Raw genomic sequence first — 16188 nt, 5'->3', positions numbered from 1 at the left:
AGGCGCTCAGGGGTGCTTCAACATGGGCAAGTTCATGCCTTGCTCTTTTGCGCAAGCAACGGCAATGTCATAGCCCGCATCGGCATGGCGCATCACGCCGGTGCCGGGGTCGTTCCAGAGCACGCGCTCCAGACGCTTGGCCGCTGCATCGGTGCCATCGGCCACGATGACCACACCGCTGTGCTGCGAGTAGCCCATGCCGACACCGCCGCCGTGGTGCAGGCTGACCCAAGTGGCGCCGCCCGCGGTGTTGAGCAGGGCATTGAGCAGAGGCCAGTCGCTCACCGCATCCGAGCCGTCGCGCATGGATTCGGTCTCGCGGTTGGGGGAGGCCACGGAACCGCTGTCCAGATGGTCGCGGCCGATGACGATGGGTGCCTTGAGTTCGCCGTTCTTCACCATCTCGTTGAAGGCCAGGCCGGCGCGGTGGCGCTCACCCAGGCCGATCCAGCAGATGCGTGCGGGCAGACCCTGGAAAGCAATGCGTTCGCCCGCCATGTCCAGCCAGCGGTGCAGGTGCGCGTCTTCGGGAAACAGCTCCTTCATCTTTGCGTCGGTCTTCTTGATGTCTTCCGGATCACCACTGAGCGCCACCCAGCGGAACGGGCCTTTGCCGCGGCAGAACAGCGGGCGCACATAGGCGGGCACGAAGCCGGGGAAGTCAAAGGCGTTCTGCACGCCCTGGTCCAGCGCCACCTGGCGGATGTTGTTGCCGTAATCCACCGTGGGCACACCCATGGATTGGAAGTCCAGCATGGCCTGCACATGCACGGCGCAGCTCTTGGCAGCGGCGATGCGCAGTGCTGCGTGTTGCGTGTCGTTGGCCTGGGCGGCGCGCCACTGCTCCACCGTCCAGCCGCTGGGCAGGTAACCGTTGACCAGGTCGTGGGCCGAAGTCTGGTCGGTCACGATATCGGGGCGGATGCTGCCGGCCTTGGCGCGCTTGACCAGCTCGGGCAGGATGTCTGCCGCGTTGCCCAACAGGGCAATGGACACGGCCTTCTTCTCCTTGCTGTACTTTTCCAGACGGGCCAATGCGTCGTCCAGATCAGCGGCCTGCTCGTCCACATAGCGCGTCTTGAGGCGGAAGTCGATGCGGCTTTGCTGGCATTCGATGTTGAGGGAGGACGCACCTGCAAAACTGGCGGCCAGAGGCTGCGCACCGCCCATGCCACCCAGACCGGCCGTGAGAATCCAGCGGCCGGCCAGATCACCGTTGTAGTGCTGTTTGCCGGCTTCGACAAAGGTCTCGTAGGTGCCTTGCACGATGCCCTGGCTGCCGATGTAGATCCAGCTGCCGGCCGTCATCTGGCCGTACATCATGAGGCCCTTCTTGTCGAGCTCATGGAAGTGCTCCCAGGTAGCCCACTTGGGCACGAGGTTGGAGTTGGCAATCAGCACGCGGGGTGCGTCGGCATGGCTGCGGAACACGCCCACGGGCTTGCCGCTTTGCACCAGCAGGGTTTCGTCTTCGTTCAGGTTTTTCAGCGCTTCCAGGATGGCCTCATAGCAATCCCAGTTGCGCGCGGCCTTGCCGATGCCACCGTACACCACCAGGGCGTCGGGGTTCTCAGCCACCTCCGGGTCCAGGTTGTTCTGGATCATGCGGTAGGCGGCTTCGATCAGCCAGTTCTTGCAGGTGATGGCCGTGCCGCGCGGGGCGCGTACGGGATGCGGTTGTGCGGCGTGCTGAATGTCGGCGAGGTTGGTCATGGTGTCTCCTGAAAGCAAAAGGGGGGCGAATTTCGGCACGAGTGTACTTGTCTAGACATGTCTATGCAACTACAATTTGCACATGCCTTCCAACAAGCCATCCACCCACGCGCCCTATTCCAAGGTCAAGGCCTACCTGAAGGAAGGCCTGGCCAGCGGCCGCTGGGTTCCCGGCGACCAGATGCCGTCCGAAGCCGAGCTGGTGCAGCGCTTTGAAGTGAGCCGCATGACGGTGGGCCGCGCCATCCGCGAGCTGCAGGCCGAAGGGCTGGTCACCCGCGTGCAGGGTGTGGGCACCTTTGCGGCACACCTGTCGCGCGTGTCGTCCACCCTGACCATCCGCGATCTGCACGACGAGATCGTCTCCCGCGGCCATACCCACCAGGCCAGCGTGGTGTTTGCCAAGAAGGAAAAGGCCAAGGCCGACCTGGCGGCGCAATTGGGCGTAGAGGTCGGCAGCACGGTGTTTCACAGCCTTATCGTGCACAGCGAAAACGGCGTACCCCTGCAGTGCGAAGACCGCTACGTAAACCCGGCCTGCGCGCCGGACTATCTGGACGTGGATTTCCAGACCATCACGCCCACGCAATACCTGCTGCAGGTGGCGCCGCTGTGGGAAGCGCAATATTCCATCGAAGCCGCCAGCCCCACCGCGCAAGAGGCGCAACTGCTAGGCATTGGCGTGCAAGACCCCTGCCTCATCGTGGTACGCCGCACCATCAACCGCGGCGTGCCCATCACGCTGGCGCGGTTGGTACACCCGGGTACGCGCTACCAGATCAGCGGTGCTTTCAAGCCATGAGCACCATCCAAATCATTCGCGCAGACGACCAGCCCCCCCACCCCTGGCGCAACGGCGGCGGCCAAACCCGCGAACTCTTGGTGTGGCCGCCTGTCCCCGGGAGTCTGGGCGGCAATGCGCTCTGCGCAGGTAAAGGAGGAGCCTGCGCAGCAGGCGGGGGACACGGAGCAGAGCGCATTGCTGCCCAGACTCCCACCGCCACCCAGGCTGACACAGAATGGCAATTGCGCATCAGCCGTGCCGACATCGCTGCCAGTGGCCCTTTCTCTGCGTTCCCTGGCGTGCAGCGTTGGTTTGTGGTGCTGAGTGGCAAAGGGGTGGTGCTGCACATGCCTACGGCCGATGGCCATACGCGGGATCACCAGTTGCTACCGGGCCATGCCCCACTGCACTTTGATGGCGGCCTTGCACCCGGTTGCTCTTTGATAAGCGGTCCAACGCAAGACCTGAACCTCATGGCACGCGGCGGCAATGCCACTGTGCTGGCGGTGGAACAGTCCCCCGACTGGACCTGCACCTTCGCCATGGGCGGCCTGTACACCGCAGTCGCTGGCACTTGGACCCAAGGCACGCAGTCCATGGAACTCGCAGCACACACGCTGCTGTGGTCCGAAGCCGCCAACGCAGCGCCCATGCACTTCACACCCCTCCACAACCAGCCCGCTGCCGCCTGGTGGCTGGGCTACACACCTGGGCCCACCCCATGACCTATTCACTGACTCTGTGGCGCAATGCCCGGCTGGCCACGCTGGCTGGCTCCGCTGGCTGGGGTTTGATCGAACACGGCGCAATCCTCACCCAGGGCGAGACGCTGCACTGGGTCGGTGCCGAGTCGGAATTGCCTGCGCAGTTCACACAGAAGATCAACGTCACCCACGATCTGGGCGGCGCACTGGTCACTCCCGGTCTGATCGACTGCCACACGCACCTGGTCTATGGTGGCCACCGCGCGCATGAATTCGAGATGCGGCTGCAGGGAGCCAGCTACCTGGACATCGCCCGCGCGGGCGGCGGCATCCGCTCCACCGTGGCCGCCACCCGCGCCGCGTCCGATGCCCAGTTGCTGGCGGATGCGGGCAAGCGGCTGCAAGTCCTGATGCGCGAAGGCGTGACCACCGTGGAGATCAAGTCCGGCTACGGCCTCAGCCTGGAACATGAGGCGCGCAGCCTGGCGGTGGCCCGCGCACTGGGGCGTACCTTGCCTGTTGCCGTTCGCACCACGTACCTGGGAGCGCATGCCTTGCCTCCCGAGTTCGAAGGCCGCAGCGATGACTATGTGGGCGCCGTCTGCGCCTGGATGCCCGCGCTGCATGCGCAAGGCTTGGTCGACGCCGTGGACGCGTTCTGCGAAAACATCGGCTTCAGCCCGGCGCAGACGCGCCGCGTATTTGAAGCCGCTGCCCGCCTGGGGTTGCCCGTCAAGCTGCACGCCGAACAGCTCAGCGACCAGGGCGGCGCTGCGCTGGCTGCGGAGTTCGGTGCACTGTCGTGCGACCACCTGGAACACCTGAGTGAAGCCGGCATTGCCGCCATGGCCCGGAGCGGCACGGTGGCCGTGCTCTTGCCCGGTGCCTACTATTTTCTGCGCGACACCAAGCTGCCACCCATTGCCGCGCTGCGTGCAGCCGGCGTGCCGATGGCAGTCTCCACCGACCACAATCCGGGCACGTCGCCGGGCTTGTCCCTGCTGTTAATGATCAACATGGCTTGCACCTTGTTCCGACTGACACCGGAAGAAGCCGTACGGGGTGTGACCGTGCATGCGGCAAAGGCCTTGGGTCTGTCTGACCGCGGCCAGTTGGTTGCAGGCCAGCGCGCCGACTTCTGTGTGTGGGATGTTGCACACCCCAACGAGCTGGCCTATTGGTTTGGCACCAACCCGTGCAAGCGCGTTATCGTAGGCGCCCAGGAGCGAGACCTATGAAAAAGACCATTCACAACGAAGTATTCACACTGTACCCCGGCAGCAAACCATTGCTGGTCAGCATGCCGCATGTGGGCACCGTGATTCCGCCTGAATTGCAGCCTCGCTTTGTGGAGCGCGCGCTGCAGGTGGAAGACACCGACTGGCACCTGGACAAGCTCTACCACTTTGTGCGCAGTACCGGCGCCAGCATGATCGTGCCGCACTACTCGCGCTATGTGATTGACCTCAACCGCCCCAGCGAAAACACCCCCATGTACGCGGGCGCCAACAACACCGAGCTGTGCCCTACCCGCTTCTTCACAGGAGACCCGCTGTACCGTGAGGGCATGGCACCGGACGATGCCGAAATAGCCCGTCGCATAGAAACCTACTGGTGCCCCTATCGCTATGCGCTGGAAGCTGAGCTCACGCGCCTGCGCACAGCCCATGGTCACGCGGTGCTGTTCGACGCCCACAGCATCAAGTCCGAAGTGCCCTGGTTGTTCGACGGTCGCCTGCCGGATTTGAACCTGGGCACGGTCAATGGCGCCAGCGTGGCGCCCGATTTGCGCGAAGCATTGGCCCAGGTATTGGCACAGCAGAGCGCATTCAGTCATGTGGTGGATGGTCGCTTCAAGGGCGGCCACATCACGCGCCACTTTGGTCGTCCGCAGGAGGGCTGGCATGCCGTGCAGTTGGAGATGTGCTGGAGCTGCTACATGCCAGAGACGCCGCCGTACGGACTGGACGAAACACGCGCGGCGCGTGTGCGACCGCTGCTGCAGCAGTTGGTGCAGACGATGTTGACGTGGCAGCCCAGCTGAGAACCGCACCATGACCAATGCAAGCACCTCTTTTTTCTGGGCACCTCTGGCCTGGGTAGACGGCCAATGGAAGCACCAGGTTTGTCTGCAGGCCAACGCGCAGGGGTACTGGACAGACATCACACCGGACGTCGCAACCGCGCCAGAGCATGCCACTGTGCTGCCCGGCCCGGTACTGCCCGGAATGGTGAACGCCCACAGCCACGCCTTCCAGCGCGCATTCGCCGGCCTGTCGGAGCGGCGCGCGTCCGACCAGGATGATTTTTGGTCATGGCGCGACCGCATGTACGGCGTAGCCCTGCGCATCACACCGCAACAGATGCGCGCCGTGGCGGCCCAGCTCTATGCGGAAATGCTGCTGGGCGGCTACACCCAAGTGTGTGAATTCCACTACCTGCACCATGACGACAGAGGCTTGGCGTACGCAGACCCCGCCACCATGGCCTGGGCCATCGCCGATGGCGCGGCCGACGCGGGCATGGGGCTCACCTTGTTGCCGGTGCTCTATGAGCGCGCCGGCTTTGCGCAACCCAACCTGCGCAATGACCAGCGCCGCTTCGCCGGCACCCCCGACTTCATTGCCGGGCTGCAGAAAACCGTTGCGCAGTCCGGCCGGCCATTGGTAAATGCCGGCGTGTCCGTCCACTCGCTACGTGCTGCATCACCCGCTTCCATCACGCAACTACTGGAACAAGTGGGCGACAGCGACATGCCGATTCACATCCACATTGCCGAGCAGATGCAGGAGGTGCGCGACTGCCTGGCGCACACCGGCAAACGCCCCATCGCCTGGCTATGCGACGCGCTGCCTTTGGACGCACGCTGGCAGCTGGTGCATGCCACGCATACCGAACCCGCTGAAATTGAAACTGTTGCCGCCGGCGGCGCGGGCATCGTGATCTGCCCCAGTACCGAGGGCAATCTGGGTGATGGATTTGCCGACCTGCCGACCTGGCTGCAACATGGTGTGCCCATGGCCATCGGCTCGGACAGCCATGTGTGCCGTCAATGGAACGAAGAGCTGCGCTGGCTGGAATATGGCCAGCGCATGCGGCTGCAACAGCGTAATGTGGCAGCCAGCCCGGCCACCGGCCAAAGCGCAACCGCTGGGCGCCTGCTGGAAGCCGCCCTGTCCGCCGGTGGCCAGGCCGCCGGCCAGAAACGCTGGGGGCTGCAGAACGGAGCGCGCGCCGACATGCTGGTTCTCAACCCGCGCGCCAGTGGCCTCTTGGGCATACCCAGCAGCCACACACTGGATGCCTATGTGTTTGCCTGCGATACGCCTGCGATAGACGCGGTCTATGTGGCCGGGCAGCAAGTGGTGGCGCAGGGGCGCCATCTGCGTGGCGAGCCGCTGGCTCGGGATTTCCTCGAAGCCATGAACGGCTTGCATCCCTGAGCGGTCCATGGACCAGCCCGGGCCCCGAAGGGCCGCTTGACGCTCTACGGCGCTATTTGGAAATGGCGTTGGTACCGCTGGTACCCACCACAAAGTATTCCGTGGGCGAACCAATCAATGCCAACAGATCACCACTGAGGTTGGTGGTCTGGGCCGTCCAGGTGGAACCGTCTGTACTGACATACGCACTGCCTGCGGCCCCCACAATCACATGTTGTGCCGACGAGGCTTTCACCGCGTACAGGTTGACGCTGCCCGAGAGGGTCAGTGACGTCCAGCTGGATCCGTCAGCACTGGTCACCACGGTACCGCTGTCACCCACGGCGACAAAAGCCGTTCCATTGGCGGCAATGCCCCTGAGGTTGCTGGTCACCGTGGCGTAGCTGCCGCCGGGAATGGTCCAGTTGGCGCCGCTGTCGGTGCTGACGTAGATGGCGCCCGCATCACCCACCGCCACCCAGATTCCACTGGAATACACCACGGAATGCAGATTGGCCGCAGCAGGTACGCTGCTGGCCGCAGTCCAGGTGGAGCCGTTGGTGCTGCGAAGAATGGTGCCGCTGTTCCCCACCGCAACCAGATTGGTGCCGTCGCTGGCAAATGCGTTGATATTGCTGGTGCCGGTCTGGGCCAGGGTCAGGGCCGTCAGATCGGTGCCATAGTAAATGTGCTTGGCGGCATCAGACACCACGTAGCCAACAGTTGAATTGAAGTACAGCACCGAGTTCAGGTCGTTGGTTCCGGTGGTGGCATCGGTAACGGTGCTCCAGTTGAGGCCGTCGGTGGATGTGTAGATCGCGCCTTGCGTCCCCACGCTCACATAGTTGGTACCATCGGTGGTGAGACTGCGCAAGTCACCGGCGAGCGCCGTACCTGCCGTCCAGAGTCCGCTGGTCCCAGCAGCACGCGGCGTGGCCGACACCGAAGGTGTTTGCGCCCCGCCCGGTCCGCTTCCGGTGCGGGCATTCATTGCAAACGAATAGGTCACGCCGTTGGTGAGCCCGGTAAGCACATACGGCGAAGTAATGGCGGTCAGCCACACATGCCCGCCTGGCGGGTTCTTGATGTCAATGGGGTTTGCCGTTGGTGCATACATGAGCCAGTACTCCACACCGGCGGCTTGCGTCCAGGTGATCGTTACCTGTCCATTGCCCGGTGTGACAGTGATGCCACCAACAGGCGGCGGTGCGCTGCTGCCGGAACCTCCACATGCAGTGAGAAGGGCTGAAAAAAGCAAGGCGGAGAGCAGGAAACGGAGGGCGCGCAGAGGCATTGTCAGATCACTTTTTGTGGTGTCAGGTCATTATGGTTCGACACCCCAGGCGCAATTTAAAGCAGGTGTAAAGATGCCTTTGCCGGTGGCGGCTGGTCACCCGCCCTTTCGGTCACGCAACTGAGCATTTGCGCACCGTGTCCCAGGTCCGTGTCGTCACCTCGGAGCCAAAGGCCTTTTCGATCAGTTGCATGAACACCGGACCTTTCTCACTTGGCACATAGGCCGTGAAAACTTCGCGGCCGACCTGCTGCAGCACAAAGGCACCGTCTACGCTGAGCGGCAGCGCAATCCTGGGCGCGGACACGTCCGGCAGAAAACTCACCACCCGCTTGGCCCCCTCGGGAACGGCGTGTGCTGCAAACGGGTCTGCGTCCAGCAGTTCCTGCAGGAAAGTGCGGGTGCGCAAGATGGTGCGAAAAGAACGCCCCAAGCTTTGCTGCAATGCATCCTCAATCTGGCGCGTGAGCCGCGCTTCGCTGGAGGTGCGGCTGTCAAAGACCACGTTGCCACTGGAGAGCACGGTACGGACCTTGGTAAGGCCTGCACTCTCAAAAGCGCGCACCAGATCTGCGCTCTTGGCATTTTGCGGGCTGACGCCTCGCAGCAGGGCCACATACCGCGTCATGCCCATGCCCCCTGCAAGGCATGCCACCGTACCTTACTGGCCCGCAGGCAACTGAATAGAAAGCTCATTTACCACTGCCTCCACGTCATCAATACTACGGACCAAGTCTTCCACGGCCTGCGCCTCTGCCCTGCTCGTTGCACAGCCCTTGAGCCATACCCAGCGGCGCTGGCCTTCGACCCAGATGCTGGTATGCGTGAATCGCCCGTCCACCAGTATGGCCTGTTCACCCTCGGAATGATTTCCTTGTCGTACAGATAGGCATTGGGCAACCGGCAACGGCCAGCCTGGAAGCAACTGGTGCCGCGCTCGGCCCGTGAATGGGATTGCGCAACGGCCTGCGCACGGGTCATCCGCGGCTCTTGCTGGTGCGGACAAGTCTTGATGCCGTCGGTGACTTGCAGGAACGGGATCTCCAGAAAATTGGCGCGCTCCTCATCTTGCGCCAGCGCCGCTGCGCAACCCAGCAACCCGGCCAGAAGCCATCCGCACGCACTACGCATGGTCTGCAGATACAGCCCTGTCATACATCACGAAGCGTTTGGTGGTTTCTTCCAGCACCTCCCAGGTCCCCACGAAGCCGCGCGGAATGACAAAGCTGTCACCCGCACGCACCGTCATGGCGGTGCCGTCCGCATGGGTGATCACGCTCACCCCCGCGAGCATGCTGCAGTACTCCTCTTCGGTATAGGCGATCTTCCATTTGCCCACTTGGCTGCGCCAGAAGCCGACCATGAATTGGCCGGTGGCATCGGTGTATTGCATCCACACGGTTTGCCTGGGGTTGCCGGCAATGCGCTTTTCTTCCGCGACAAAGTAATCTTCGCCCGGCCCGTTGATATCACTGAGTTTTTGCATGCCACAAGCCTAGCGTACCGGTGTGCCAACGACAAGCGTAAAGGCGCAGTGCACACCTCATTGGGGTGTGGCGGATTGGATCTGTGTCTGCAATGCCTGGTATTGCGCAAGCCTTGCGCCACCCAGCTTGACCGCTTCTGCGATGGCCTGCGCGGCCGCCACACGGTTGCCCGCATCCAGCTGCGCTTGCGCCAGGTTGTTCCATGCGTCGGCAAAGTCGGGGCGCGCTTGTACCGCAGCCCGGTAAGCCTGAATCGCCGCCGGAATCTGGCCCAGGGCATATTCGCTGTTGCCCTGCCCCAGCAGCAGGTTGGCATCACCTGGCCAACGCGCAAGTGCGGCGTTGTAGGTGGCCAGCGCGACTTGGGGTTGTTGCGCCTCCAGATCCGCAGCACTGCGGGCGAGTGACGGCAGATCGGCCGTGGCCGGCAACAGCCCCGCAGGCAAGGCCAGCATGGACCAGTAATTGCCGCGCTCCCAGGTGCGCTCAAAAGCGAACAGCGACATCTCCATGGATGCGGTTTCGCCCGAGTGCAATGTGATGGTGTTGCGCTGCAGGTCATAGCCAATCACCACGGCGTAGTGCCAGACCGGGTAGATCGGCAGTGAAACGTTCTGAAAGACCAGTACCGGATGTCCCGCTGCCACCTCGGCCAGCAAGTCCTTCAGGTTGGCTTGCAGCCTGTAGGCCAGCAGACCACGCTGCCGTGTCGCGGCCAGCATTTCCACCTGCAACGAACCCTTGCGGGCTGGCAAGTAGACCTGCTGCACCAGCTCATCCGGGGTAACCGCCACACCTGCGGCAGACAGGACCATGGCCAGCGCCGCCGGCCCGCATTCGTACTCCTTTTGTGCAAAAAAAGGAACGCCGGACACGCTGCCTGTAGCAGGCAGATCACCCGCGTCCGATTGCAGACGGCTAACCTGCGGCGTGGCACAGGCGCTGAGCAGCACCAGGAGCAAGGCTCCAGCCAGCTCCGCAAGGCAGCGCGCCAGGCGCGCCGGATTCATCGCACTGCGCGGGTAAACGGAAACACCTTGGTCAGACCCAGGATGTCGGTGATGAGCAGAATGATGAAGATGGTGAAGGCGACGCCCAAGATATCACCACCTGCAGGGGCCTGATCGATACGGCCCGCCAACTGTGCGACTTCTTCATCGGACATGGCCTGCACGCGCGCCTGTGCCTGCTCGGTGCTCAGTCCCCGCTCAGCCAAGCCGGCACGCACGTCCTCACGCGCAAGCACTGCGTTGACCTTGGCGCGGGCGTCTGTCTGTCCTTGGCTTGCCAGCACGTCGGCACTGGACACGATGCCTGCGTGGGCCGCCAGTGGCATGCCCAGCAGCGTGGTGGAACAAATCAGGAGAGAGGCTGTCAGACGTTTGAACTGATTCATGGGATTGCGTGAGGTAAATGCGCACAGCGTAGGGCCTGCACATGCAAAGTCAAACAACCTTACATCCATTCACAAAATCCACGTCCACAGTCGGACGCGCAACACGAACTTCCTATTGCAGGGCTCCCGTCAGATCTCCCACCTTTTCACGCACGCCCGGCAGTGGCTCCAGGCCGAACCTGCGGGTCAGCAGCTTGAGAATGGAGCCGGTGTCATAGCTGGTGGAGTCCACATAGCCTTTCTTCACCATGGGGCCGATCAGCAAGGTGGGAATGCGAGTACCCGGACCCCAACGATCAGATAGACCGGGCGCGGCGGGTGGCGCTGCATGGTCCCAATAGCCACCGTTCTCGTCGTAGGTGACGATCACCAGCATGCTCTTCCACTGCGGACTGGATTTGAGCCGGTCCAGCAGATCAGCAATATGGCGGTCGCCCGTAATCATGTCGGTATAGCTGGGGTGCTGGGTATTTACACCGGCCGGTTTGTAGAACGCCACCGGTGGCAATTGCCCGGCATCAATGGCCTTCAGGAAATCCTCGCCATCACGCAGATGGCGCGCCCGCGCTTCGGTGCCGGGCGCGTAATTGGCGAAGTAGTTGAAAGGCTGGTGGTGCGGCTGGAAGTTGGGTGAGTCTGGCGACTTGGTGTAGATCACCTTGCGCGGCACGGTGGGGTCCTGTGTGCCGTCAGCCAAGGCGCGCTGGTAGCCGCCTGCATACCAGGCCCAGTCAATCGATTTGGCCGACAGGGTGTCGCCAATTGTCTTGGTGGCTTGTGGTGGTAGTGGCAACTCCGGATTGCCGCCGTTGCGCGCCACGCCGTTTGGATTGGCCATTTCCAGCGGCCCGCCGGCTGCCGGTACCACGCCGCTGGGCTGGTAAGGAGGCTGCGTGGTGTTGACCGCGTATCCGTCCGGGGTGACTTGGCCACCGTTGCTGCTGACCAGTTGCACCGCGCCGGCATTGGCCGAAGGAGACGTGGGCTTCTTCAGCAGTTTGCCGCTGGCGTCAAGTTGGGCCCGCATATAGCTTGGTGCATTCTCAAAGCGCGGAGCGCAGGCACACACCAGGTACTGGTGATTCAGGAAGGAGCCGCCAAATGCGCCCATGTAGAAATTGTCGGCCAGGGTGTAATCGCGCGCCCATTGCCACATGCGGAACTGGCTGCCGTCGTAATAGCCCATGACCCAGCCGCCTACGGCCGACATGGCGGCAAAGCGGTTGTTCTTGCCGCCGTTGATCTGCTCCTGGTTGTTGTAGAACAGATGTGTGGGGCTGGGCACGATCTGGTTGGTGGCACGGTTGACCGGAGACGCATCGATACGGAATGGCGCATTGGGCATGCGGGGATAGCGATCATCCGGCTTGCCATCGGCGCCGAAGGTCACCAGTTCCTTGAGCGGCGTGCCGTCGTGGTCGAGTTGCAGCTTCTGCTCTGCGGTGGCGTTGGCAATGCCGTTGGCGCCGGGGAACAGGCCATAGATGTTGTCAAAGCTGTGGTTCTCGGCATAGATCACCACCACGTTCTGGATGCGATCCAGACTTGCCGCGTCGGGCTTGGTGCTGCTGCTGGCACATGCCGCCATGGCCCCGGCCAGAGTCAGCACGGCGGCTACGCGGGCGCTTTGCGCCAGTGCGTTGCAAGCTTCAAAAGAATAGGTACGAAAGGACTTCATGGCGTCTCCTGTGGAGGCGCCATGTTACGCCGCTCTGCGCGCGTATCAGGGGCCGTTGTAGAGCCAGGGCACGTCGATCAGCCTTGCGCCCAGCAGCTTGAGCGACAGGTCGCGTCCCACCTGCGCCAGACCCTTGAGGTGGTAGATCTTGCCGTTCTGGATGGCACGTGCCTGCACCCTGGCATTGCGCTGCCAGCGCATCTCGGCATAGCGCCGCAAGGCGTGCGGTATTTCCTGCGGCGTTTCACTGATGCAGCGAGCCAAGGCCGCCGCGTCCTCGATCGCCATGCCGGCACCCTGCGCCAGATAAGGTCGCATGGGGTGGGCTGCGTCCCCCAGCAGGGCAATGCGACCCTTGGCGTGCTCGGCTGCGCTGCCCATGGGTTCGCGGTCACACAGAGGCCAGAGACGCCATTGGTCAATGGCATAAATCAGATCCCGCAAGGCGCCACGCGCCTGGGACATGCGGCTGCGCAGCTCGTGGGCATTGGCGCTGTGGTCCCAGGACTGCGGATCACCCACCACCTTGCCGTGCACAATGCACACGACATTGAGCCACTCGCCTGCGCGCACCGGGTAATGCACCGCATGAAAGTCCGGCCCCATCCAAGCGGTGACGACCTGGCTGCGCAGTGGCACGGGCAAGGTGCTTTGCGGCAGCATGGCCCTAAACGCCAGGTGGCCGGTCACGCGCGGAGCGCCATCGTCGATGACCTCCTTGCGTACCTGGCTCCACAAGCCGTCGGCCCCCACCAACAAGGGCGCCTCGAATGCCTGGTCCTGCACGGTCTCAACGCGCACGCTGTGGTCTGTCGTGGAAATGCCTGCCAGGCGCGAATCCAGGTGCAGCCCCACGCTGTCGTGTTGGCGCACCGCATCCAGCAACAAGGTATGCATATCGGCACGGGCGATCGACACGTAAGGCGCGCCATAACGCTGCTCCGTCACCTTGCCCAGGGGGAACACCGCCAAGCGTTCGGTGGACACCGCGTTGCGCACTTCCAGCTGACTGGGGTAGGCTGCCACGCGCTGAAGGCCCGGCTCCAATCCCATCTCTCGCAGCACCTTGACCACGTTCGGCCCGAGCTGGATGCCGGCACCGACTTCTCCAAAGACCGGGGACTGTTCCAGCAACTCCATGCTCCAGCCCGCACGCGCGCAGGCCAGGGCAGCCGCCAGTCCACCGATTCCCCCGCCCGCTATCAGCAATTTTTTATGCATGACACATTGTGTAATTACCGTCTTGAGGTTTGCTGACAGCGCATTTGCGCCAAATCAACAACCGGGCGAGCCCGGCTCCGACGGAAATACGGGCTTACTCGACCCGCGTGATGCCAGTGGGTTTGAAGCCCAGATCGGCCGCCTTGCCTTTGCGTGCACGGGCGGCGCGGGCATTGTTCAAGCTGCGGATTTCCAGGGTTTCCTCGCGCTCCTTGCCACCGCGGCCAATGCCTTCGATGCGGATGCTGCGGGTATAGGCTGCCGCGCCTGCCAAGGTGTCCTTGGGCTCCAGATCGATCAGCATCAAGCCGCGCCCGCCCTTCTCCATGGCTTTGAGTTCGCCGATTTCAAAGGTCAGAATGCGCCCGCCCGTGGAGGCACAGGCCACATGCGTGGCTACCGGGACCATGGTGGCCGGCGTACCGGCCGTGGTCACGCGCCCATGGGCGCCGCTCACCAGGGACGGCTTGCACAAGGTCTCGCCCGCGTTGCAGGTGACAAAGGCCTTTCCCGCCTTCTGGCGCGAAACCATGCTTTCCACGTTGGCAAGGAAGCCATAGGCCGCGCTGCTGCTGAGCAACAGGGTGGCGCTTGCCGGTCCGGCAAAGTAGTGCAGCAGCTGGGTGCCGCTTTCCAGTTCCAGCAAAGTCGTCACCGGTTGGCCGTCACCGCGCCCGCCCGGCAGCAGCGATACCGCGACCGAGTACACGCGTCCGTTGGAGCCGAATACCAGCAGCGTGTCTACGCTGCGGCACTCAAAGGTGTCGTACAGGCCGTCTCCGGCCTTGAAGGCAAAGCTGCTGGCCTCGTGACCATGGCCGGAGCGCGTGCGCACCCAGCCCTTCTGGCTCACCACCACAGTCACCGGTTCGTCCACCACCTTGACTTCGGCCACGGCCTTCTTCTCGGTCTGGATCAGGGTACGGCGGGCGTCGGCAAAGGTCTTGGCGTCGGCTTCGATCTCCTTGATCATCAGGCGTCGCAATGCAGCCGGGCTATTGAGGATTTCCTCCAGCTTGCCCTGCTCGGTGCGCAGTTCGGACAGCTCCTGTTCGATCTTGATGGCTTCCAGGCGCGCCAGTTGGCGCAGGCGGATTTCCAGGATGTCTTCGGCCTGCCGGTCGCTCAAGTTGAAGCGCGCAATCAGCGCCGCCTTGGGCTCGTCGCTACTCCGGATGATGGCGATCACCTCATCGATATTGAGCAACACCGTCTGGCGCCCTTCGAGGATGTGGATGCGGTCCAGCACCTTGCCCAGCCGATGGCGCGAGCGCCGCTCGATGGTGGTCTGGCGGAAGCTGATCCATTCCTGCAGCATCTGGCGCAACGACTTGAGCGTGGGCTTGCCGTCCAGCCCCACCATGGTCAGGTTCACCGGCGAGGACGACTCCAGACTGGTGTGTGCCAACAGGGCCGTGATCAGCTCCTGCTGCTCAATGCGGCTGGTCTTGGGCTCGAACACCAGACGCACGGCGTTTTCCTTGCCGGACTCGTCACGCACTGCATCCAGCACCGCCAGGATGCTGGCCTTGAGCTGGGTCTGCTCCTGCGACAGCGCCTTCTTGCCGGCCTTGACCTTGGGGTTGGTCAGCTCCTCAATCTCTTCCAGCACGCGCTGGGTACTTACGCCCGGTGGCAACTCGGTCACCACCAGTTGCCATTGGCCGCGTGCCAGGTCCTCGATCTTCCAGCGCGCGCGGCACTTCAGCGAGCCGCGTCCGGTGCGATAGGCGTCGGCAATGTCGGCAGCCGGGCTGATGATCTGGCCGCCACCGGGAAAGTCCGGGCCGGGTATCAGCGTGAACAACTCTTCATCACTGAGCTGCGGCGACTTGATCAGGGCCACGCAGGCATCGGCCACTTCGCGCAGGTTGTGGCTGGGGATTTCGGTGGCCAGTCCCACCGCAATGCCGCTGGCGCCATTGAGCAGGGAGAACGGCAGGCGCGCGGGCAACTGCTTGGGCTCTTCGGTGGAGCCATCGTAATTGGGCTGGAAGTCCACCGTGCCCTGGTCGATTTCGTCGAGCAGCAGCGTGGTGATCTTGGCCAAGCGTGCCTCGGTGTAGCGCATGGCTGCAGCGCCATCGCCATCGCGTGAACCGAAATTGCCTTGGCCATCGATCAGCGGATAGCGCTGCGAAAAGTCCTGCGCCATGCGCACCAGTGCGTCATAGGCGGCTTGGTCTCCGTGCGGATGGAAGCGGCCCAGCACGTCGCCCACCACGCGGGCGCTCTTGACCGGCTTGGCACCGGTGTTGCCATTGGGTCCGCCAAAGCCCAGGCCCATGCGCGACATGGAGTAAAGAATGCGCCGCTGCACCGGCTTCTGGCCATCGCAGGCATCAGGCAAGGCCCGGCCTTTGACCACGCTGAGCGCGTACTCCAGGTACGCGCGCTGGGCGTATGTGGCCAGGTTGAGTTGGTCATCACCGCCGCCGTCGGGTGAAGTGAGATCAATGATTGGTTGGTCGGTCATGTTTGTCTTGTTC

At 63.3% G+C, this 16188-nt stretch carries 15 protein-coding genes; 5 read left to right on the top strand and 10 right to left on the bottom strand.

Annotation, left to right across the window (positions count from 1 at the left end):
* Nucleotides 1–6: 6 nt before the first annotated feature.
* Nucleotides 7–1713 (bottom strand): urocanate hydratase, encoded by a 1707-nt coding sequence (gene hutU / locus AC1RMF_RS00650; protein ID WP_493138744.1) that lies wholly within the window; start codon nucleotides 1711–1713, stop codon nucleotides 7–9.
* An 82-nt stretch (nucleotides 1714–1795) separates the two neighbouring features.
* Here hutU and hutC point away from each other — a divergent pair, with 82 nt between their 5' ends.
* The 5 genes from hutC to AC1RMF_RS00625 are packed head-to-tail and all read left to right on the top strand — an operon-like array spanning nucleotide 1796 to nucleotide 6644.
* Nucleotides 1796–2515 (top strand): histidine utilization transcriptional repressor HutC, encoded by a 720-nt coding sequence (gene hutC / locus AC1RMF_RS00645; RefSeq protein WP_493138742.1) that lies wholly within the window; start codon nucleotides 1796–1798, stop codon nucleotides 2513–2515.
* Entirely contained in the window at nucleotides 2512–3222 is a 711-nt protein-coding gene (locus AC1RMF_RS00640; RefSeq protein WP_493138740.1) for a HutD/Ves family protein, read from the top strand. Before hutC ends, AC1RMF_RS00640 begins: the two co-directional genes overlap by 4 nt.
* Nucleotides 3219–4439 (top strand): imidazolonepropionase, encoded by a 1221-nt coding sequence (hutI, locus tag AC1RMF_RS00635; RefSeq protein WP_493138738.1) that lies wholly within the window; start codon nucleotides 3219–3221, stop codon nucleotides 4437–4439. Before AC1RMF_RS00640 ends, hutI begins: the two co-directional genes overlap by 4 nt.
* Nucleotides 4436–5245: an N-formylglutamate deformylase gene (gene hutG / locus AC1RMF_RS00630; RefSeq protein ID WP_493138736.1), complete on the top strand. Its 810-nt coding sequence runs from the start codon at nucleotides 4436–4438 to the stop codon at nucleotides 5243–5245. The genes hutI and hutG overlap by 4 nt, the downstream gene beginning before the upstream one ends.
* A 10-nt stretch (nucleotides 5246–5255) precedes the next feature.
* Complete coding sequence (locus AC1RMF_RS00625) at nucleotides 5256–6644, top strand: formimidoylglutamate deiminase (protein ID WP_493138734.1); 1389 nt, start codon at nucleotides 5256–5258, stop codon at nucleotides 6642–6644.
* A 52-nt stretch (nucleotides 6645–6696) separates the two neighbouring features.
* On the opposite strand, the gene AC1RMF_RS00620 is transcribed toward AC1RMF_RS00625, so the two are convergent.
* The 9 genes from AC1RMF_RS00620 to parC all read right to left on the bottom strand — a co-directional run bounded on the left by AC1RMF_RS00620 (nucleotide 6697) and on the right by parC (nucleotide 16175).
* The gene (locus AC1RMF_RS00620) at nucleotides 6697–7917 is read right to left on the bottom strand and encodes a WD40/YVTN/BNR-like repeat-containing protein (RefSeq protein WP_493138732.1); all 1221 of its coding nucleotides are present in this window, start codon (nucleotides 7915–7917) and stop codon (nucleotides 6697–6699) included.
* Nucleotides 7918–8029: 112 nt separating this feature from the next.
* Entirely contained in the window at nucleotides 8030–8551 is a 522-nt protein-coding gene (locus tag AC1RMF_RS00615) for a DUF1697 domain-containing protein (RefSeq protein WP_493138731.1), read from the bottom strand.
* Nucleotides 8552–8578: 27 nt separating this feature from the next.
* Nucleotides 8579–8758, bottom strand: a complete 180-nt coding sequence (locus AC1RMF_RS00610; RefSeq protein ID WP_493138729.1) for a BON domain-containing protein — start codon at nucleotides 8756–8758, stop codon at nucleotides 8579–8581.
* Between the two features lie 282 nt (nucleotides 8759–9040).
* Complete coding sequence (locus tag AC1RMF_RS00605) at nucleotides 9041–9403, bottom strand: cupin domain-containing protein (RefSeq protein ID WP_493138727.1); 363 nt, start codon at nucleotides 9401–9403, stop codon at nucleotides 9041–9043.
* Between the two features lie 57 nt (nucleotides 9404–9460).
* The gene (locus tag AC1RMF_RS00600) at nucleotides 9461–10414 is read right to left on the bottom strand and encodes a PA2778 family cysteine peptidase (RefSeq protein WP_493138725.1); all 954 of its coding nucleotides are present in this window, start codon (nucleotides 10412–10414) and stop codon (nucleotides 9461–9463) included.
* Nucleotides 10411–10800 carry a PA2779 family protein gene (locus AC1RMF_RS00595; protein WP_342618089.1) on the bottom strand — a complete coding sequence of 130 codons (390 nt, stop codon included), beginning with the start codon at nucleotides 10798–10800 and terminating at the stop codon, nucleotides 10411–10413. The genes AC1RMF_RS00600 and AC1RMF_RS00595 overlap by 4 nt, the downstream gene beginning before the upstream one ends.
* 112 nt (nucleotides 10801–10912) lie before the next feature.
* Nucleotides 10913–12388, bottom strand: coding sequence for an acid phosphatase (gene acpA, locus AC1RMF_RS00590; protein ID WP_493139906.1), 1476 nt, complete (start codon nucleotides 12386–12388; stop codon nucleotides 10913–10915).
* 135 nt (nucleotides 12389–12523) lie between these two features.
* The gene (locus tag AC1RMF_RS00585) at nucleotides 12524–13699 is read right to left on the bottom strand and encodes an FAD-dependent monooxygenase (protein WP_493138723.1); all 1176 of its coding nucleotides are present in this window, start codon (nucleotides 13697–13699) and stop codon (nucleotides 12524–12526) included.
* Nucleotides 13700–13793: 94 nt separating this feature from the next.
* The gene (parC, locus tag AC1RMF_RS00580; RefSeq protein ID WP_493138721.1) at nucleotides 13794–16175 is read right to left on the bottom strand and encodes a DNA topoisomerase IV subunit A; all 2382 of its coding nucleotides are present in this window, start codon (nucleotides 16173–16175) and stop codon (nucleotides 13794–13796) included.
* Nucleotides 16176–16188: the final 13 nt, after the last annotated feature.

The organism is Rhodoferax sp. GW822-FHT04A08 (assembly GCF_058801025.1).
This window is presented reverse-complemented; position numbering and strand designations above follow the sequence as displayed.